This is a genomic window from Allobosea sp. RAF48, assembly GCF_052114025.1.
Taxonomy (GTDB): Bacteria; Pseudomonadota; Alphaproteobacteria; order Rhizobiales; family Beijerinckiaceae; genus Allobosea.
The window spans coordinates 490,424-509,727 of the sequence record NZ_JBFRDZ010000002.1 but is presented as its reverse complement, the minus strand read 5'-3'; the positions used below and the strand labels follow the sequence as shown (position 1 = coordinate 509,727).

Here is a 19,304-nt window from a genome sequence, read left to right as displayed (position 1 = left end):
CACCGCCTCACTTGGCGAAGCCAACCTCCCAGAGCCGCAGCTGCGACGCCCACGGCGTCACGCCTGTCACGCGCTTGGAATGGGCGATGATGTCGAGGTCGTTATGGGTGAAGATGGTCGGCACCTGCTCGATGAAGCGCTTGTGCAGCTCATCGAAGATCTTCTGGCGCTCGGCTGTATCGGTCACCACCATCGACTTCTGGATCAGCTCGAGCGCTTCCGGGTCCTCCCAGATCTTGCGCGGCTGCTTGTCCTTCGGGCCGGCGATCTGCTCGAATCCGAGCGCGGGATCGAAGCGGCTCGAATAGGAGAAGGCCTGCATCTGGTAGTTGCCCTTGTTGTAGCGGTCGAGCTGCGTCGCCCACTCCAGCACCTCGATCTCGGCATTGATGCCGGCCGCCTGCATCATCGCCTGCGCTATGACGGCGGTGTTGAAGCTCGGCACGGAGGAGCGCTTGTTGGCGAGGATCACGATCTTCTCGCCCTTGTAGCCGGCCTTCTGCAGCAAGGCCTTGGCCGCGGCAGGGTCGTATTTGAAGCCCTGCTTCTCCGCCCCGCCGTAGTATTTCGAGGTCGTGTAGACCGGCGAGTTATTGGGCTTGCCGAGGCCGTTGCTGACGTTGCCGACGAGCTCGGGGAAGTCGATCGAGGCGGCGATGGCCTGGCGCAGGGCCTGGTTCTTCAGCAGCGGATCGCGCGTCTGGATAATCAGGCTGTGCCTGACCGGGTTCGGGGCAATCGCGAGCGCGACATTGGGCGCGCCCTTGAGATCGGGCACGTCCGATTCCGGCATCAGCGCCATGTCGAGCGAGCCCGCGAGCAGGCCGGCCTTCACCGTCGCCGCATCGGGGATGACCATGAAGCGCGCTTCCTTCACCAGCGGCCGCTTGCTGCCGATGTAGCCGTCGCGCTTGTCGCCCTTGGGCGAGACGTACTGGTCGAAGGCGAGGAGCTGGACCGACTGGCCGCGCTTCCATTCGCCGAGCATGAAGGGGCCTGTGCCGATCGGCTTGTCCCAGCTGCCGTCGGCCTTAACCGAATCCTTGTGGATCACGGCCGTGCCGCCGCAGTCCGCGCGGGCGAGCGAGTCGAGGAAGAGCCCGTTCGGCTCGTTGATCTCCATGACGAAGGTGTCGGCATCGGGAGCGGTGGCGGAGATGACCTTGAGGCCATTGCGCCCGTCGAAATCGGACAGGCAGCGCCAATCCGTCTTCGGATCCATGTAGCGGTTCCAGCTCCACAGCGCGTCGGCCGAGGTCATCGTGGCGCCGTTGTGGAATTTCACGCCCTTGCGCAGGCGGAAGGTATAGGTCTTGCCGTCCGCGGAGATGTCGACCTTCTCGGCCAGAAGCGGGCCGACCGAGCCGTCCTCGGCATAGCCGACGAGCCCTTCGACGAAGTGCAGAACGACCGCGTCGGTGTTGCCGTCCCGGTTCACGCCGGGGTTGGTCGAACGGATGTCGGCGTTGAGCACGGCGGTCAGCGTCTGGGCCTGCAGGGCGCCGGCCGAGAGGGCGAGCGCAGCGGCGGAGACAAGGAGGCGCTTCATGATGGTTCCCCTGTTGTCGTTATGGTCGTTCAGCCGGCCTTGCGGGCGGCGCGAATCCTGCTGAGTTCGCCGGCGAAGAAGTCCTCGACCACCGGCACGACCTTGACCCCGTCATGCGGCGTGTTCGGCACGAGATCGAAGCGCGCCGCGATGCCATTCTCTGCGAAGGAATCGCGCAAGCTCGCCAGCCGCTCCGGCCGCGTCGCGCCGGCATGGTTGGCGTCCGGCATCCAGTTGCGGCCGCCCGGCTTGTGGGTGATCTCCCAGGTCTCGAGATCGGCGGCGCCGACGACCATCTGCACCGCGACCTGCTTCATCGCGGGGATGTCGAGCTCCTGGCCGAAGAGCTCGGCGAAGTTGCGCGTCCCGACCCACCAGTCGCGCGTGGGATCGAGCAGGGTCACCGAACCCGGCGCGCCGATCGAGACGCCCCAGAGCTTGTGCGGCTGCAGCAGCAGGAAACGGTGGGCGAAATGGCCGCCGCCGGAATAGCCGAACAGACCGAAGCGCTCGAAGGCGATGCCATAGCGCTCGGAAACCTCCTCGACGATGGCGAGCAGCACATGGTCGTAGCGGAGGTTGCCCTCGCGCATGTACTTGAAGCCGTCGCGGTAGCCGTCGCCCATCACGCCGATCGGGAAGAGCGGCGCCAGGATGATGCAGTTGTTCCAGCGGGCGAAGGCCGAGAAGGCGTCGCGATAGCCAGTGAAGCCGCGGCCGGTGCCGTGCATGGCGACGATGAGCTCTGGCGCCTCGCCGGTCTTGCCGAGGTTCGGCGGGACATAGAGGCAATAGGGGAAGCGTGGATCGTGCTTCGAGGCGTAGATCGAGGTCGGTCCGTATTCGTAGAGCGCCTTGGCGCGCGCGGCTGCCTCGATTTCCGGCTTACCGGTCTTTTCTGCCACGGCGCTCACGGCTTCTCTCCTCTGGCGAAATTATTGGCGCCAATTGTGTCGCATGTTATGGTTGGCTTCGCAACCGACTTCTGTCGTGCCGCCCGAATCCTGCTAGAGAGCCCTTCATGACGTCCGAGCGGAAACGCAGAAACACCGGCACGCGGCGGGCCATCCTCGCGAACGAGATCGCGCAGGCGATCAGGCTGCGCATGTTCAGGCCGGGCGAGTGGCTGCGTCAGATCGATCTTGAGGAGCGCTTCCAGGCGACGCGTTTCGACGTGCGCAGCGCCCTCGACGAGCTCGCCGTGCGCAAGACGATCGAGCATGTCCCGAACCGGGGCTATCGCGTCGCCGAGGTCGACATGAAGACCTATGAGGAGATCCAGGCGACACGGGTCATCCTCGAGATGGCGGCGGCGGCGGGTATCGTCGCGCGTATCGACACGGCGACGATCGCGCGGCTGGACGAGCTCGCGGCGCAGTTCTCCAAGGCGGTGCTGACCGGCAGCCGCACCGAGCAGAGCGAGATCAACCGCATCTTCCATCAGCTGCTGTACTCCTTCTGCGGCAATGCCGTGCTCGAGGAAACGATCTGGGCGCTGCGAGACCGGGCGCGCGGTTCGCAGATCACGGTCTGGAGCTCGCATGAATCGCTGCTGCGCAGCGACCGCGAGCACTACGCGATGATGGAGGCCCTGAAGGCCCGTGACGGCCGACGCCTCGCCGCCGTGATCGCGGCGCATGTCGTCAAGGGCGGCACGCCAGAGCCGGCCGCGATCGGCGGGCCGGGCTGACCGACGCACCCGGAGGTTACCTGGCGACGCTGACCTCCCAGAGGCGCGGCTTCGAGGCGACCCAGGGCGCGAAGCCCTGCAGACGCCTGGAAACGACGGCCGTGTCGACCTGGTTGTAGAGGAAGATCAGCGGCGCATCGGCCAGCATCATCACATGCAGCTGGTCGAAGATCGTCTTCCGCTCGGCTTCGTCATTGACCAGCGTCGCCCTCTCGATGAGGGCGTTGGCCTCCGCATTGTCCCAGACCTTGGAGGGCAGCTTGTCCTTCGGGCCGGAGAACTGATTGTAGCTCTGGGCCGGATCGATGCGGGCGGAATAGCTGAAGGACATCATCTGGTAGTTGCCCTTCGAGAACCGGTCGAGCTGCGTCGCCCATTCCAGGATCTCGATCTCGGCCTTGATGCCGGAGGCCTGCAGCATCGCCTGCGCCATGATCGCGACGGGGTAGCTCGGCACGGTCGAGCGCTTGTTGGCGATCAGCTTGATCGTCTCGCCCTTGTAGCCGGCTTCGGCCAGCAGCTTCTTCGTCTGCGCCGGATCGTGCGTGTAACGCTTCTTCTGGACCTCGTCGTAGAAGGGTGAGGTGATGTAGACCGCCGAATTATTGGTCTTGCCCAGGCCGTTCGAGACGGCACCGACGATCTCGTCGAGATCGAGCGCGGAGGCGATGGCCTGGCGCATCTTCACATTCGACAGCAGCGGGTCGCTGGTCTGGATCAGGATGGTGTGCTTGGTCGCGCTCGGCGCGGTCAGCACCTGCAGGCCGCTCTTCTTCATCTCCGGCACGTCCTCGTCCGGCACATCGGCGACGTCGAGCGCGCCCGACATCAGGCCGGCCTTGACCGTCGCACCATCGGCGATCGAGAGGAACTTGACCTCCTGCGCCAGCGGGCGCTTGGAGCCGACATAGCCGTCGCGCTTCTCGCCGGGCGGGGAAGCGTAAGCATCGAAGCGCTTGAGCAGCACGAATTCGCCCCGGCGCCAGTCGGCGAGCTGGAACGGGCCGGTACCGACCGGCTTGTCCCAGCTGCCGTCGGCCTTGACCGAGTCCTTGTGCAGGATCGCGACCATCGCGCAGTCGGTGCGGGCCATGGTGTCGAGGAAGAGCGCGCTCGGCTTCTCCAGCTTCATCACGAAGGTCGTTGCATCGGGGACGGCCGCTTCAATGACCTTCAGCCCGAGCCGGCCGTCGAATTCCGCCTTGCAGCGCCAGTCGGTCTTCGCATCCATGTAGCGGTTCCAGCTCCACAAAACGTCGGCCGAGGTCATCTCGGCGCCGTTGTGGAACTTCACGCGCTTGCGCAGGTGGAAAGTGTAGGTCCGTCCGTCCGGCGAGATCTCGATCTTCTCGGCGAGCAGCGGCGCGACAGCGCCATTCTCGCGATAGCCGACGAGGCCCTCGACCATGTGCAGCACGACGGCGTCGGTATTGTCGTCGCGGTTGACGCCCGGATTGGTGCTGCGGATGTCGGCGTTGAGCGCGACGTTGATCGTCTGTGCCTGGGCCGCCCCGCCGATAAGTGCGAGCGCGAGAGCAGGCGCTGAAATGCGGATCATTCTCGTTCCCCTTACTGCCATGCCGTCAGGGCACGCCCTGTGCGGGCATGCCTCGATGTCGCGGGAGATCCCGAAGATGGGGCGGTTTGAGCGCTATTCGCCGACAGTGACTTCCCAGGCCCGCGGCAGCGAGCTCACGGTCGAGACATAGCCCTTGGTCTTGGCGCCCATCGCACCGCCGACGATGCCGTTGTAGAGCATCACCATGGGCACTTCCGCGAGGAAGCGCTTGTGCAGCCCGTCGAAGATCTTCTGACGTTCGGCGCGGTCGGTCACCACCATCGACTTGTCGAGCTCGGCCTGCACCTCCGGATTGTCCCAGAGCTTGCGCGGCTGCTTGTCCTTCGGGCCGGTCATCGACTCGTAGCTCAGGGCGGGGTCCATGCGGCCCGAATAGGGGAAGGCCTGGATCGTGTAGTTGCCCTTGCTGTAGCGGTCGAGCTGCGTCGCCCATTCCAGCACCTCGATCTCGACGTTGAGTCCGACAGCCTGGAGCATCTGCTGGGCGACGACGGCGGCGTCGAAGCTTTCGGGGTAGCGCTTGTTGGCGAGCATCACGATCTTCTCGCCCTTGTAGCCGGCTTCCGCGATGAGCTTCTTGGCGGCGGCCGGGTCGTATTTCCAGCCTTCCTTCTGCACCGGGCCGTAATAGGCCGAAAGAGCCGGGACGATCGAGTTGTTCGGCGTGCCGATGCCGTCGCTGACGGCGGCGACCAGCTCCTTGGAGTCGATCGCGGCGGCGATCGCCTGGCGCAGCTTGAGGTTCTGCAGCAGCGGGTCGCGCGTCTGGATGATCAGGCCGACGAGGCCCATGCTGGTGACGACGGAGGTCTTGACCTTGTCGTTCTTCTTGAGCTCGGCGATGTCGGTGTTGGCGATATCCGGGACGACGTCGATATCGCCCTTCAGCAGGGCGGCCTTGGCCGTCGCGTTGTCGGGAATGATGAGGAAACGCACCTCGTCAACCAGCGGCTTCTTGGCGCCGGTCAGCCCGTCGATCTTGCCGGGCAGCGAGGCATAGTCGGCGAAGCGCTCCAGCCGGATGTACTCGCCGCGCTTCCATTCCGCGAACTTGAACGGGCCGGTGCCGATCGGCTTGTCGAAGCTGCCGTCGGCCTTGACCGAGTCCTTGTGGAGGATGCCGGTCATCGCGCAATCGGTGCGGGCGAGCGCCGAGAGGAAGAGCGCGCTCGGCTTGTCCAGTTCGAAGACGACGGTCTTGTCATCAGGCGCGGTGATTTTCTCGACCTTGACCTGGCCGCGGCCGTCAAATTCCGAGAGGCAGCGCCAGTCGGTCTTCGGGTCCATATAGCGGTTCCAGCTCCACAGCACGTCGGCTGCGGTCAGGGCTGCGCCGTTGTGGAACTTCACGCCCTGGCGCAGCGTGAAGGTGTAGTTCTTGCCGTCGGGGGAGATGTCGACCCTCTCGGCCAGCAAAGGCTTGGGCAGAGCGTCCTCGCCATAGGCGACGAGGCCCTCGACTATCTGAACGACGACGCCATCGGTATTGGCGTCGCGATTGACGCCCGGATTGATCGAACGGATATCGGCGCGCAGCTGGATGCGCAGCGCGCTCGCCCCCGCGGCCTGAACGAGGCCGCCGCACAGAAGCGCGGCGGCAAGGGCTGTTTTGGTGGTTCTGCGCATCATGTTCCCCTGTTTTTTGTTCGGTTGTGACGCGGGACCGGGATCGAACTATTCGGCCGCTTCGGCGAGCAGGACGGGATTCTCGGTCAGGCTGTAGCGGGTGAAGACGCGGTTCTCGGCCGGCAGCGGCGCGACCTCCATGATCCCCTTCGCCGGCTGCATGATCACCATTGCGACCGTCGCCGAGAGGTTGCCCTGCTCGTTCGGGCGCGCCGGACGGCAGACCGAATACGGCGTCAGGAAATCGTCGAAGAGGGCCTGCTTGAGATCGTCGACGGTCAGCTTGCGGCCGGCTTCATCGAGCAGCTTCTTGACCCGCCAGTCGCGGTAGAAGCTCTCCGGCACGCGCGGGATGCTGGTGTTCTTCACCTTGGTCAAGGCGATCTGGCCGACCCAGTGGTTGGCGTGAACGATCATCCCGTCTTCCGGATAGATCGGGAAGGCCTCGTCCGGCGCGCATTCGAAATCGATGCCGAAGCCCTTCACGGTCGAGAGCATCATGTTGTTGGAGCAGGCCTTCGGCGTCGCCGCCACGGCCTTGATCGCGAAGGCGAGGTGCTCCTGCTCCAGCACCTTGCGGCGGATCAGGGCGAGCGGCACGCCGGTCTGGGTGAAGTCGCGCTCGCATTCGAGATAGTTGGCGGTGATCGAGATGCCGGCCGCGTTCATGCCGCAGCGGGCGAGGCCGCCGGCCTCGACGAAGGTCAGGAAATCCGGCCCGTCGTCGCGGCGCACGCGCAGCACGATCGCGGTCTCCGCGCATTCGGCCCGCCAGTCCCAGTTCTGGCCGTGGATCAGCTCGCCGGTGGCGCTGCGCTCGGGCAGGATGATCGCGCCGGTGCAGCCGTCGTCGAGCTCTTCTGTCGCCTCAACGGGCTTGTTCTTGACCATCCGCGCCTTGGCGATGACCTCGGTGCGGGCATTGACCATGATGATGTCTTCGAGCGCGACGCCAGCGCCGTCGGCGATGCCGCGCATCTCCTCGATGTAATGGGCGCCGAAGGCCTGGATCTCGCTGGCGAACTCGCCGATCAGCGCCGATTTGGCCTTGGCGTCGTAGCCGAGATCGCCGAGCTGGCCGCCATAGAGCTCGATCGAGCGCTTCACGCGCTGCGGCACGGCCGCGCCATGCTGGCGGCCGCGTTCATAGGGCGAGCCCGAAACGTCGACGAAGGGGCAGGGCTGGACCATGGCGCACAACTTTCCGATATGCTGGCGTGACATCGATCTGTAATGTATTTCATCGCAAACTAAAACAGGCAAGGGCTTTCCGATGGCAATGCCGACCCGGCTGCAGCAGGAGATCGCCGGGCGCATCCTGCAACTGGTGCGGGACGATGCGCTCGATGCCGGTGCCTGGCTGAACGAGAACGCTACGGCGCGCCGCCTCGGCGTGTCACGGACGCCGGTGCGCGCGGCGCTCGACCATCTCGCCGAGCAGGGCATCGTCCGGCGCCATCTCAACAAGGGCGTCGAGATCCTGAAGCTGCCTGCCGAGAGCGACGGCGCCTTGCCGCCGGAGGCGATCGATCTCGCCATTGTCCGGCTGGCGCATGAGCGCGAGAACGGGCTGCTACCGGACGAGGTTTCCGAGCTCGAGGTGATGCGGCGCTACGATCTCGGTCGGCCCGAGGCGCAGAAACTGCTCGCCCGCCTCGCCGATCTCGACATGGTCGAGCGCAAGCCCGGCTATGGCTGGCGCTTCCTGCACGAGCCGCGCGACAAGCGCCTTCGCGACGAGAGCTATCGCTTCCGCATGGTGATCGAGCCGATGGGGATGCTCGAACCGGGCTTCCGCCTCGAGCCCGGCTGGATCGCGGAGATGCGGGCGCGGCATGTCGACGCCCTGCAACGACCTTGGCGCGAATCCTCCAGCATCGCCTTCTACGAAATGAATGCCGATTTCCACGAAGGCTTGGCCGCGGCGACGGGCAATCGCTATTTCCATTCGGCCGTGCGGCGCCAGAACCAGCTCCGGCGCCTCTCGAACTACGACTGGGGCCTGGGTTTCGAGCGCGTGCAGGTGAACTGCACGGAGCATATGGCCATGCTCGATCACCTTGAGGCGGGCGAGAACGAGGTCGCCTCGGCGCTGATGCGCAGTCATCTGCTGCGGGCGAGCAAGCTCAGGCTGGGCACGAAGCAGGCTGAAACGACCGCGTGATCGCTCGCCGCCCGGTCACCGGATGGCTGCCTTGCCGCCGGGACGGTTGACCCGGCGGCGATTTGGGCGAGCAATGGCTGATATCCCGAATCCGACAGGTTGAGTGCCATGACTGTTCATCAGCGTCCCCAAGAGACCCGGCAAGCCATCGATGCCGCCAAGCTGGACAAGCTGGCGGAGGTCGCCATCCGCGTCGGCCTCAATCTGCAGCCTGGGCAGGACCTGTTCCTCACCGCGCCGGTCGCGGCGCTGCCGCTGGTGCGGCGCATCGCCGAGCACGCCTACAAGGCTGGCGCCGGCATTGTGACGCCGATGCTGGCGGACGAGGAGATCACGCTCGCGCGCTATCGCTATGCGCCGGATGCGAGCTTCGACAAGGCGCCGGGCTGGCTCTATGAGGGCGTCGCCAAGGCCTTCTCGGCCAACACCGCGCGGCTCGCCGTCGTCGGCGACAATCCGATGCTGCTGGCGAATGAGGATCCGGCCAAGGTCGGCCGCGCCAGCAAGGCGAATTCCGTCGCCTACCAGCCGGCGCTGGAGAAGATCGCCGGCTTCGACATCAACTGGAACATCCTGGCCTATCCGAGCGCGGCCTGGGCTCGCCAGGTGTTCCCGGGCGATGCCGAGGAGGTTGCGATCGGCAAGCTGGCCGAAGCGATCTTCGCCGCCTCCCGCATCAACGAGGCCGATCCGGTCGCGGCCTGGGCGGCGCATAACGCGGCGCTGCGGGCGCGCCGCGACTGGCTGAACGGCCAGCGCTTCGCCTCGCTGCATTTCACCGGGCCGGGCACCGATCTCACCGTGGGCCTGGCCGATGGCCATGACTGGCAGGGCGGCGCCTCGCCGGCCAAGAACGGTATCGTCTGCAACCCGAACATCCCGACCGAGGAGGTCTTCACGACCCCGCATGCGCGCCGGGTCGAGGGTCACGTGTCGAGCACGAAGCCGCTCTCCTATCAGGGTTCGCTGATCGACGACATCCAGGTGCGCTTCGAGGGTGGCCGGATCGTGGAGGCCAAGGCCGCGCGCGGCGAGGCCGTGCTCAACAAGGTGCTGGACACGGACGAGGGCGCCCGCCGGCTCGGTGAAGTCGCGCTGGTGCCGCATTCTTCGCCGATCTCGAAGAGCGGCATCCTGTTCTACAACACGCTCTTCGACGAGAACGCCTCCTGCCATATCGCGCTTGGGCAGTGCTATTCGAAATGCTTCGTCGACGGCGCCAACCTGACGCCGGAGCAGATCGCGGCGCAGGGCGGCAACAAGAGCCTGATCCATATCGACTGGATGATCGGCTCCGGCGAGGTCGATATCGATGGCGTCCATGCCGATGGGCGCCGCGTGCCGGTGTTCCGCAAGGGCGAGTGGGCCTGAGCGGCCTGGATCGGTTCGCTGTCCGTCATGGTCGGGCTTGTCCCGACCATCCACGTCTTCACCGATGCCGGACGGCGTTCAAGACGTGGATGCTCGCCACAAGGGCGAGCATGACGGGGTGGTTCTGTTTTAGCCGGCGTTCGCCCTCAGCCAGTCCCCGAGCGAGGGGCGATGATGCCCGTCCCGCCCGGTCGTGGCCGGGGCCGTGATCATCGCGTTGAGCACGGCCTCCTGCGTCGCTTCAGTGGCGGCGCGGAAGAGCGTGTCGATGCGGCTCTCGTTGAGGGCGCGCAGCGCGACGAGGTCGTTCGGCTGATCGTGGTCGATCGGATCGGCAGTCGAGAAGGCGACGGCGATGTCGCCGCTGCCATTGCCCCAGAAGGCGCCGAGCCGGGCGAGGCCGGCGCCGCCGCGCCGCGCGACGCGATGTAATTGCCGCGACTCCAGCGGCACGTCGGTCGCGATGACCAGGATGACCGAGCCGCGCTCGCTTTGCGGCCTCCCTTCCGGCGGAACCGGGCGGCGGCCGTCGGGCAGGACGAGGTCGCCTGCATTGCCGAAATTCGCCAGCGCGAGCACGCCAAGCGTGCAACTGGCCGCATCGAGATCGAAGCGCCGCGAGGCGGTACCGATGCCGCCCTTGAAGCCGAAGGCGCTCATGCCGGTGCCGGCGCCGACCGCGCCCTCCGCGACCGGCCCTGAGGCGACGGCGTCGAGCGCGGCGAAGGCGTGTTCCTGCGTCAGCGCGCGAGCGCGGATGTCGGAGAGATAGCCGTCATTGCATTCGAGCACGACCGGATTGACCGTGCCGGTCTCGCGGCCGATGTCGGGGTTTGCAGCGAGAGCGCGGGCGACCAGAGCGTCGAAACCGGTGCCGACTGCGAGCGTGTTGCAGAGCAGGAGCGGCGTTTCGATCTGGCCGAGTTCGGCGAGCTGCATCAGCCCCGCGCTTTTGCCGAAGCCGTTGATGATTTCGACCGCCGCGCGCAGCTTGCGGCGGAAGAGATTGCCGTCATGCGGCAGCAGCGCCGTGAAGCCGGTGAGGGTGTCGCCTTCGCGCAGCGTGCAGTGGCCGAGCTTCACGCCCGGCACGTCGGTGATGGCGTTGAGCAGGCCCGGCTGCATGATGCCGCAGGAGAGGCCGAAATCGCGCAGGCGCTGGGTCATGGTGTCGGGTCTCGCTGGGTCCGTGCGGCGGGAATAGCATGGGCGCGCGCCGGCTCAAGCGCACTGGGCGCAGCCGAATGAACGGCGAGGCGGCTCGTGCGTTGGGGATGGCGAAGCAGGGAGTGTGCCGATGTCCGATCCATTCCATCTGCAGCGCTTTCTCGATGCGCAAGAACCCGTCTGGGACGATGCGCTCGCCGAGGTGAAGGCCGGGCGCAAGCGCAGCCACTGGATCTGGTTCGTGTTCCCGCAGATGCGGGGTCTGGGTCTGTCCCCGAACTCCGAATTCTACGGCATCGGCTCGCTCGACGAGGCGCGGGCCTATCTGGCGCATCCGGTTCTCGGGCCGCGCCTCCGAACCATCACGGAGGCGGTGTTGGCGCATGAGGGCCGCAGCGCAAACGCAATCTTCGGCTCGCCCCACGACCGGAAGCTGTGCTCCTCGATGACGCTGTTCGATGTCGCGAGCGGGGACGGCGCCAACCCCCATCGTGCGGTGCTGCGCCGCTTCTTCGACGGGATTGCCGATCCGCGCACCTTCGAACTGCTCGGCAAGGGCTAGCCTCAGCGTGGCAGCGCCGTTCCGAGCCCCTGCGCGCGGGCCCGCGCGACGGCAAGATGCGCAAGTGCCAGGTCGGCGAAGGCGACGCCGCGAAAGGCGAAGAGGGCGCGGCCGGTCGCAGCGTTCGGCTGCGGTGCCGCGGCCAGCCCGATCAGGTCTTGCTGGAAGGTGACAGTGGTGACGGGGTTGCCGTCGGCGCCATAGGGGGCGCGCGATTGTTCGAGGCTGTCGGTGGCCAGAAGGTCGAAGGCCGGCAGCGTCTCCGGCTTCCAGCTACGGCCGGTATCGACTGCGACCGCCAAGGCGTTCGGCTTCAGGCGCTTCGCATCAAGGAAGGGCGTCATGCCCGCTGCGCCCGGCACCATCGAGATCACGATGTCGCTGCGGGCGAGGAGTGCGTCGGCATCATCAACGATGTCCGCAGCAGCAAGGCCGGCTGCGCGCGCCGCTTCGGCGAGGCGCTCGGCTGAGGAGCGGCTGCGGCTCAGCATCAGCGCGTTGGTCAGGCCGGGATAGAGGTCGTGGAAGGCGGCGAGATGGGCGTGAGCCTGCAAGCCGCAGCCGACGAAGCCGATGGTTTGCGGTGCGGCTGGCGCCAGCAGCGATGCCGCGGCGGCGCTGATCGCCGCGGTGCGCATCAGCGTGATCTCGTCGCCGTCGAGGACGGCGAGCGGTTGGCCTGTCTCGTAGTCGCTGACGCAGATCAGCGCACTCACCGCCGGCAGTGGAGAGCCGGCAGCGACGGGCGCCATCGCCACCCATTTTACCGTGGCGATCCCCAGCGGGGAGGACGCCGCCGTCATCGCCTGGAAGCCGTGGCCGTGGCCTAGCGTCAGCGTGCTCTTCGGCAGGCTGCGGTTCAGCCCGGCAGCATGGTGGCGAAAGCCCTGGAGCACGGCTTCCCGCGCCGCGGCGGGCGGGATCGACAGGGCCCGGACGTCCTCGCGCGACAGATAAAGCAGGGTGTCGCTCATCCCGAGAACTCCGTAGCGGCAAGGCGCGGCGGCCGGAGAAAGCCGACCTAAAGTCGGGGATACAGCCGAGCATGGCGGGCGTCGAGACGGCGGAACGCGCAGCGGCCGCGTGCGATCACAGGATTGACATCCTCATTGACCGGCGTATCGTTCCCATTATTGCAACTTAAGTTCCATTTAATGGAACTTCTAAGGCTGATCCCGATGTCCATCCTGTCGTCGGCCGTGGATGTGCTTCGTTGCTTCTCGAGCACCCGTCACGACGTGACGGTGACCGATCTCGTTTCTCTGCTGGGCATGCCGAAGAGCAACGCCTCGCGGCTGCTGCGGGCGATGCGGGACGAGGGGCTTCTCGAAACGGTCGGTGACAGCAAGCGCTATCGCCCCTCGCTGCTGCTCAACCAGGTCGGGCATCTCTATCGCTTTGCGGCCTCGCTGATCGACCGCGCCGATGCGGTGGTCGGCAAGATCTCCGACCAGATCGGGCATACCGGCTATATCAGCGTCCGCCGCGGCAACGAGATCGTCGGCGTCACCGCCCATCCCGGGCGCCACGCGCTGCGCGTCGTCACCGCGATCGGCGACCGCATCCCCGCCTTCGCTTCCAGCACCGGCCGCGCCCTGCTCGCCAGGCTCTCGGACGACGAGGTCCGTGCGCTCTATCCGGCGGACTTCACCGCTCCCTCCGAAACCGCGCCGCAGACCATGGACGAGCTGATGGCCCGCCTCGCCGTGGTCCGGCGCGCCGGCTTCGCCGAATCCCATGACGAGGCGGTGCGCGGCGTGCGCGCCATCTCGGTCGCCGTCGGCGATCCAGCTACCGGCGACGAGGTTGCGATCTGCATCTCCTTCCCGGCTGCCACGGTCGAGCCGGCCGAGCGCCTCGCCATCATCCGCTTGCTGGGGGAGGGCGCCGCCGAGATCGCGGCCCTGACCCAGGACAAGCGCTTCCTTCCCTTGAACCTTCCCATCGCGGAGATCGATCCATGAGCAATCGTTGGCGTATCGGCTTCGACATCGGCGGCACCTTCACCGATTTCATCCTCTACGACTCGCAGGAGCGCTCGGTTCGGCTGCACAAACGCCTGACGACGCCGCACGACCCGTCCGAGGCCGCGCTGATCGGCCTCGGCGAACTCACCGAGATGGCCGGGATCACGCTCGCCGATGTCGGCGACATCGTCCACGGCACCACGCTGGTCACCAACGCGGTGATCGAGCGCAAGGGCTCCAAGCTCGGCCTGATTACCACCAGGGGCTTCCGCGACATCCTCGAAATGGGGACGGAGCAGCGCTACGACATCTACGACCTGTTCCTGACCTTCCCCGATCCGCTGGTCTCGCGGGAACATCGCCTCGAAGTGGCCGAGCGCATCGACCGCGACGGCAAGGTCGTGACCGCGCTCGACGCCGACGCGGTGCGCAATGCGGCTCGCGAACTCGCGGCTGCCGGCTGCGAGGCGATCGCGGTCTGCTTGCTCAACAGCTACCGCAACCCGGCACATGAGCAGGAAGCCGGCCGCATCGTCCGCGAGACCTGCCCGGAGCTCACCGTCTCGCTGTCGAGCGAGGTCGTGGCCGAGATCTGGGAGTACCAACGCTTCGTCACCACAGCCGCCAACGCCTATGTGCAGCCGCTGATGCGGCGCTACCTGCAGCGGCTGGAGCGCGAGCTCGCCGCCCGCTCCTTCCGCGGCTCGTTGACGCTCATGCACTCGGCCGGCGGCCTCGTCTCGCCCGAGACGGCGCGCACCTTCCCGATCCGCCTGCTCGAAAGCGGTCCGGCCGGCGGCGGCCTTGCCACGGCCCTGTTCGGCGAGCTCGCCGGCCATAAGGACGTGATCTCCTTCGACATGGGCGGCACCACCGCCAAGGCCTGCATGATCGAGGATGGCCGCGCCGAGATCGCGCCGATGCTCGAAGCCGGCCGCGTCAACCGCTTCGCCAAAGGGTCCGGCCTGCCGATCAAGGCTCCCGTCATCGACATGATCGAGATCGGCGCCGGCGGCGGCTCGATCGCGGCGATCGACGAGGTCGGCCTGCTCAAGGTCGGCCCGCATTCGGCCGGCTCCGATCCGGGCCCGGCCTGCTACGGCATGGGCGGCACCAAGCCGACCGTGACCGACGCCAATCTCGTGCTCGGCTATTACGATCCCAGCTTCTTCCTCGGCGGGCGCATGGCGCTCGACCTTGAGGCGGCGCGCAAGGCGGTCTCGACCGTCGCTGCGCCGCTCGGCCTTTCGATCGAGGAAGCCGCCTGGGGCATCCACAAGGTCGTGGTCGAGAGCATGGGCGCCGCCGCTCGCGTTCATCTCGTCGAGAAGGGCAAGGACCCGCGCCATTACGCCATGGTCGGTTTCGGCGGTGCCGGTCCCGCGCATGCCGTCGATGTCGCCCGCGTGCTCGGCGTCAGGCAGGTCATCATCCCGCCGGCCTCGGGCGCGGCGTCCGCGCTCGGCTTCCTCGCTGCGCCGCTCTCCTTCGACATGGTGCGCTCGCTGCCGGTCGAGTTTTCCGAGGGCTTCGATGCCGAGGCCGTCAACGCCGTGCTCAGGGACCTCGAGGCTGAGGGCCGCAAGCACCTGATCGAGGCCGGGGTGAAGCCGGAGGACGTCACGGTCGAGCGCTCAGGCGATATGCGCCTCGTCGGCCAGATGCACGATATCGCCGTGCCGCTGCCGGCCGGCACCATCGATGCTTCCAGCCTGGAAGCGATCCGCGCCGCCTTCAGCAAGGCTTATTCCGTCCGTTACACCTCGGTCTATGAGGGTGCGCGGCTGGAAGCGATCAATTTCCGCGTCCGTTGCGCCGGCCCGGTGCCGACGCTCTCGCTCTCCGGCGCGGCCGGTGGTGGCGATGCCACCAACAAGATCAAGGGTACCCGCAAGGCCTGGTTCGAGGGCGGCTGGAGCGAGGCCACCGTCTATGACCGCTACGCGCTGCGCTCCGGCGACAGCATCAAGGGACCGGCGATCATCGAGGAGCGCGAAGCGACCACGATCGTCCCGCCTGGCGACAGCGTCGCCATCGACGATGTGCTGAACCTGCTGGTTCATGTCGGACAGGCCAATGCGGCCGAGACCACGATCACCGCCGACATGCCGCTGGCCGAGGCCGCGCGCCGGATCGAGGCCGATCCGATCTCACTGGAGATCATGTGGAGCCGGATGATCAACGTCGTCGAGGAGATGTGGCTGACGGTCTGCCGCACCGCCTTCTCGCTGGTGATCTCGGAAGCGCAGGACTTCGCTTGCGAATTGCTCGATCCCGAAGGCGAGACGCTGGCGCATTCGCCCCGCGCCATGCCGGTCTTCAACCTGACGCTGCCGCGCGCGGTCAAGGCGCTGCTGGAGCGCTATCCGGCCGACACGCTGAAGCCCGGCGACGTGCTGATCACCAACGATCCCTGGCTCTGCGCCGGCCATCTCTTCGACATCGCGGTGGTGACGCCGGTCTTCCTCGGCGATCGCGTCGTCGGGCTGATGGGCACGGTGGGCCATGTCTCGGATATCGGCGGCACCAAGGACAGCTTGCGGGCCCGCGAGATCTACGAGGAGGGCTTCCAGATCCCGCCGATGAAGCTCTACGAGGCCGGCCGGATCAACGAGACGCTGGTGCGCCTGCTGGCTGAGAACGTGCGCAACTCCGAGCAGGTGCTCGGCGACCTGCACTCCTTCGTCGCCGCCAACGCCATCGGCGCCGAGCGCCTGCAGTCCTTCCTCACCGATTACGGCATGCAGGACCTAAGGGCGCTCGCCCATGTCGTGCAGAGCCGCTCGGAGAAGGCGATGCGCGACGCCATCCGCGCCATTCCGGACGGGGTCTATCACGGCACCGCCTCGAACAATCCGCTGGGCACGCCGATGCATTACCCGCTGGCGCTGACGGTGAAGGACGACACGATCCATCTCGATTTCGCCGGGGCGCCGCCGCAGCTCGCGCAGGGCGGGCTCAACTGCACGCTCAACTACACGATGGCGCATGCGACCTATCCGCTGAAATGCATGCTGACGCCGAATGTCCGCGGCAATGCCGGCTGCTATCGCGCCTTTACGGTCGAGGCCCCGAAGGGCTCGATCCTGAACTGCGACAAGCCGCTGGCGGTGAACCTGCGCACCCGTACCGGCTGGTATCTGGCGCCGAACATCTTCCGCGCCTTGTCGGAAGCGGCGCCGAAGCAGGTCCAGGCCTTCACCGGCCTGCCGGTGGCGGCGAGCGTCTATGGCCGCGATGCGGCCGGCGATACCTATTCCGACATGCTTTTCTGCGGCGGCGGCCAGGGCGGCTCGGCCCAGGGCGACGGCAAGTCCGGCCTGCTCTACCCGACCTCGGCGGCCAACACCTCGATCGAGACCTTCGAGTCGCGGGTGCCGGTGCTGGTGGTCGAGAAGACCTATCTCACCGACTCCGGCGGCGCCGGCCAGCATCGCGGCGGCCTCGGCCAGCGCGTGCGGCTGCGCAAGCTCTCCGACGACGGGTTGCCGACGCTGGTCTCGCTCTATCCGGAGGGGGTCAACAACCCGATTCCGGGCCTGTTCGGCGGCAAGGCCGGCGGCGGGGCCTCGGGCCGGGTCATCGACGAGCAGGGCCATGTGCTGAAGGACGTCGGCACCGGCGAGCTCGTCCAGGTCAGGCAACCACATGAGATCGTCGAGCTCGTGCTGGCCGGCGGCGCCGGTTACGGCCCGGCCTCGGAGCGCTCGCGGGAGGCGACCGCCCGCGACGTCGCGCTCGGCCTCGTTTCGCCGGAAGCCGCCAAGCGCGATTACGGCGTGCAGGGAACGCATGCCACGCAGGACGTTGGCGAGGCCAAGGCCGGCATCCTGGTTGCCTGACGGGCTGCATCGAAACGCAAACAGCCCGCAAGGGGCGATTATGGGGACTGAGGCATGAACAATCCGACTGGAGGAGTGCCTCAGCGGCACCCGAGCCTATTCGAGCCGGCGACGCTGCTGCTCATTGCCATTCTTTGCGTCTTCGGCGCGATCATCGGCATGCAGCTTCTGGTGTCGCTCGGCATCACTGCGAACACCTCGCTGATCGGCGCGCTCGCCGCCATGGCGCTGGCGCGGGTGCCGCTCACGATCTTCGCCCGCTACCGCTCGATCCATGTGCAGAACCTGGCCCAGAGCGCGATCTCCTCGGCCACCTTCGGCGCGGCGAACAGCCTGCTCCTGCCGGTCGGCATTCCCTGGCTGCTCGGCCGACCGGACCTCGTGCTGCCGATGCTGGCGGGCGCCTTCTTCGCCATGCTGCTCGACGCCTATCTGCTCTACCGGATGTTCGATTCCCGCGTCTTCCCGGCGACCGGTGCCTGGCCGCCGGGCGTCGCCGCAGCCGAGGCGATCAAGGCCGGCGACGAGGGCGGCCGCAAGGCGGTGCTGATGGGGATCGGCTTCGGCACCGGCGTCGTCGCCTCCTTCATCAAGATCCCGCTCGCCTGGATCGGCTTCGCGGGCTCGGCCGCTGTCACCGGAATCCCGATGTCGGCCTTCGGCGTCGCCTTCATCGGCAATATCTGGGCGCTGCTGATGTTCGGCGTCGGCCTGCTGCTGCGCGGTTATTCCGGCCCGCTCTTCGGCGGACCTTTGTTCGAGACCATCATCCCGAAGGGCGACCTGATGGCTGCCTATATCCCGCATGGCTTCATGATCGGCGCCGGCCTCGTCGCACTCATGCAGGTTGCGCTGCTGCTGTTCCGGCGCAGCGATGCCGCCAAGGCTGACGAAGCCAGGGCCGGTGTCAGCGATGCGGAGGTGCGCCGCGCGCTCGGCCTCGGCACCGTCGGCTATCTCGCCATCGCCATCTTCATCGCGGCCGTCGGGGGCCTGATGAGCGACATGTCGATCGGCATGCTGATCCTGTTCGTGCTCTACGCCGCCTTCGCGGCCTATGTGCATGAGCTGATCGTCGGCCTCGCCGCGATGCATTCGGGCTGGTTCCCGGCCTTCGCGGTGGCGCTGATCACGCTGATCATCGGCATGCTGATCGGCTTCCCGATGCCGGCGCTGGCGCTGCTCGTCGGCTTCTCGGCCGCAACCGGCCCTGCCTTTGCCGATATGGGCTATGACCTGAAGGCCGGTTATCTGCTGCGCGGCAATGGTGCCGACCCCGCCTTCGAGCTCGATGGTCGCCGCCAGCAGCTCTTTGCCGCGATGTTCGCCTTCGTGGTCGCCGGCGCGGTCGTGCTGTTCTCCTACCAGTCCTTCTTCGATCAGAACCTCGTCGCACCCGTGAACAAGGTCTATGCCGCGACGATCAAGGCGGGCGTGGCTGATGGCGTCGCCTGGCAGCTCTTCCTCTGGGCGATCCCCGGCGCGATCCTGCAGTTCATCGGCGGGCCGAAGCGGCAGATCGGCGTGCTCTTCGCCACCGGCCTCCTGATCAACTTCCCGATGGCGGGCTGGGCGGTGCTGGCCGGCATCCTCTGCCGGGTGGTCTGGGAGAAGCTGCGCGGCAAGAGCGGCGAGGGCGACATGGAGGTCTTCGCCGCTGGCGTCATCGCCGGCGACGCGATCTTCTCCTTCTTCGACTCCGTCTCGAAGAACTTCTGGAAGCGTTGAGGGACCGAGGCCCGGACGGGAGACCGCCCGGGCCTTTCGAATCGGGAAAGCGCGAGACC

The 19,304-nt window shown here is 66.9% G+C and carries 14 protein-coding genes; 7 read left to right on the top strand and 7 right to left on the bottom strand.

Features of this window, described 5'->3' with window-relative positions; genetic code table 11:
• Window positions 1–7: 7 nt before the first annotated feature.
• Window positions 8–1,549 (bottom strand): ABC transporter substrate-binding protein, encoded by a 1,542-nt coding sequence (locus AB4Z10_RS05755; protein WP_441469415.1) that lies wholly within the window; start codon window positions 1,547–1,549, stop codon window positions 8–10.
• Window positions 1,550–1,578: 29 nt separating this feature from the next.
• Complete coding sequence (locus AB4Z10_RS05750) at window positions 1,579–2,463, bottom strand: alpha/beta hydrolase family protein (protein ID WP_441469414.1); 885 nt, start codon at window positions 2,461–2,463, stop codon at window positions 1,579–1,581.
• A 107-nt stretch (window positions 2,464–2,570) separates the two neighbouring features.
• On the opposite strand from AB4Z10_RS05750, the gene AB4Z10_RS05745 reads away from it, so the two are divergent.
• Entirely contained in the window at window positions 2,571–3,239 is a 669-nt protein-coding gene (locus AB4Z10_RS05745) for a GntR family transcriptional regulator (protein ID WP_441469413.1), read from the top strand.
• Window positions 3,240–3,255: 16 nt separating this feature from the next.
• Here the strand turns inward: AB4Z10_RS05745 and AB4Z10_RS05740 are convergent, their stop codons facing one another.
• The 3 genes from AB4Z10_RS05740 to AB4Z10_RS05730 all read right to left on the bottom strand — a co-directional run bounded on the left by AB4Z10_RS05740 (window position 3,256) and on the right by AB4Z10_RS05730 (window position 7,635).
• Window positions 3,256–4,797, bottom strand: coding sequence for an ABC transporter substrate-binding protein (locus AB4Z10_RS05740; RefSeq protein WP_441469412.1), 1,542 nt, complete (start codon window positions 4,795–4,797; stop codon window positions 3,256–3,258).
• Window positions 4,798–4,890: 93 nt separating this feature from the next.
• Window positions 4,891–6,444: an ABC transporter substrate-binding protein gene (locus AB4Z10_RS05735; RefSeq protein WP_441469411.1), complete on the bottom strand. Its 1,554-nt coding sequence runs from the start codon at window positions 6,442–6,444 to the stop codon at window positions 4,891–4,893.
• A gap of 48 nt (window positions 6,445–6,492) precedes the next feature.
• Window positions 6,493–7,635, bottom strand: coding sequence for a C45 family autoproteolytic acyltransferase/hydolase (locus AB4Z10_RS05730; RefSeq protein WP_441469410.1), 1,143 nt, complete (start codon window positions 7,633–7,635; stop codon window positions 6,493–6,495).
• An 82-nt stretch (window positions 7,636–7,717) separates the two neighbouring features.
• Here AB4Z10_RS05730 and AB4Z10_RS05725 point away from each other — a divergent pair, with 82 nt between their 5' ends.
• Window positions 7,718–8,608, top strand: coding sequence for a GntR family transcriptional regulator (locus AB4Z10_RS05725; RefSeq protein WP_441469409.1), 891 nt, complete (start codon window positions 7,718–7,720; stop codon window positions 8,606–8,608).
• 108 nt (window positions 8,609–8,716) lie between these two features.
• Window positions 8,717–9,979, top strand: coding sequence for an aminopeptidase (locus AB4Z10_RS05720; protein WP_441469408.1), 1,263 nt, complete (start codon window positions 8,717–8,719; stop codon window positions 9,977–9,979).
• A gap of 129 nt (window positions 9,980–10,108) precedes the next feature.
• Here the strand turns inward: AB4Z10_RS05720 and AB4Z10_RS05715 are convergent, their stop codons facing one another.
• Window positions 10,109–11,146 carry a DmpA family aminopeptidase gene (locus AB4Z10_RS05715; protein WP_441469407.1) on the bottom strand — a complete coding sequence of 346 codons (1,038 nt, stop codon included), beginning with the start codon at window positions 11,144–11,146 and terminating at the stop codon, window positions 10,109–10,111.
• Between the two features lie 130 nt (window positions 11,147–11,276).
• Here AB4Z10_RS05715 and AB4Z10_RS05710 point away from each other — a divergent pair, with 130 nt between their 5' ends.
• A complete protein-coding gene (locus AB4Z10_RS05710; RefSeq protein WP_441469406.1) occupies window positions 11,277–11,708 on the top strand; it encodes a DUF1810 domain-containing protein in 432 nt (143 codons plus the stop codon).
• Window positions 11,709–11,710: 2 nt separating this feature from the next.
• Here the strand turns inward: AB4Z10_RS05710 and AB4Z10_RS05705 are convergent, their stop codons facing one another.
• Window positions 11,711–12,682, bottom strand: coding sequence for an ornithine cyclodeaminase family protein (locus AB4Z10_RS05705; RefSeq protein WP_441469405.1), 972 nt, complete (start codon window positions 12,680–12,682; stop codon window positions 11,711–11,713).
• 204 nt (window positions 12,683–12,886) lie between these two features.
• Here AB4Z10_RS05705 and AB4Z10_RS05700 point away from each other — a divergent pair, with 204 nt between their 5' ends.
• From AB4Z10_RS05700 to AB4Z10_RS05690, 3 genes are read left to right on the top strand one after another with little or no spacing between them, the layout of a single operon-like run.
• Window positions 12,887–13,672 carry an IclR family transcriptional regulator gene (locus tag AB4Z10_RS05700; protein WP_441469404.1) on the top strand — a complete coding sequence of 262 codons (786 nt, stop codon included), beginning with the start codon at window positions 12,887–12,889 and terminating at the stop codon, window positions 13,670–13,672.
• Window positions 13,669–17,517, top strand: coding sequence for a hydantoinase B/oxoprolinase family protein (locus tag AB4Z10_RS05695; protein ID WP_441469403.1), 3,849 nt, complete (start codon window positions 13,669–13,671; stop codon window positions 17,515–17,517). Before AB4Z10_RS05700 ends, AB4Z10_RS05695 begins: the two co-directional genes overlap by 4 nt.
• Before the next feature lie 54 nt (window positions 17,518–17,571).
• Window positions 17,572–19,245, top strand: coding sequence for an OPT/YSL family transporter (locus AB4Z10_RS05690; RefSeq protein ID WP_441469402.1), 1,674 nt, complete (start codon window positions 17,572–17,574; stop codon window positions 19,243–19,245).
• The last annotated feature ends 59 nt before the right edge of the window (window positions 19,246–19,304 follow it).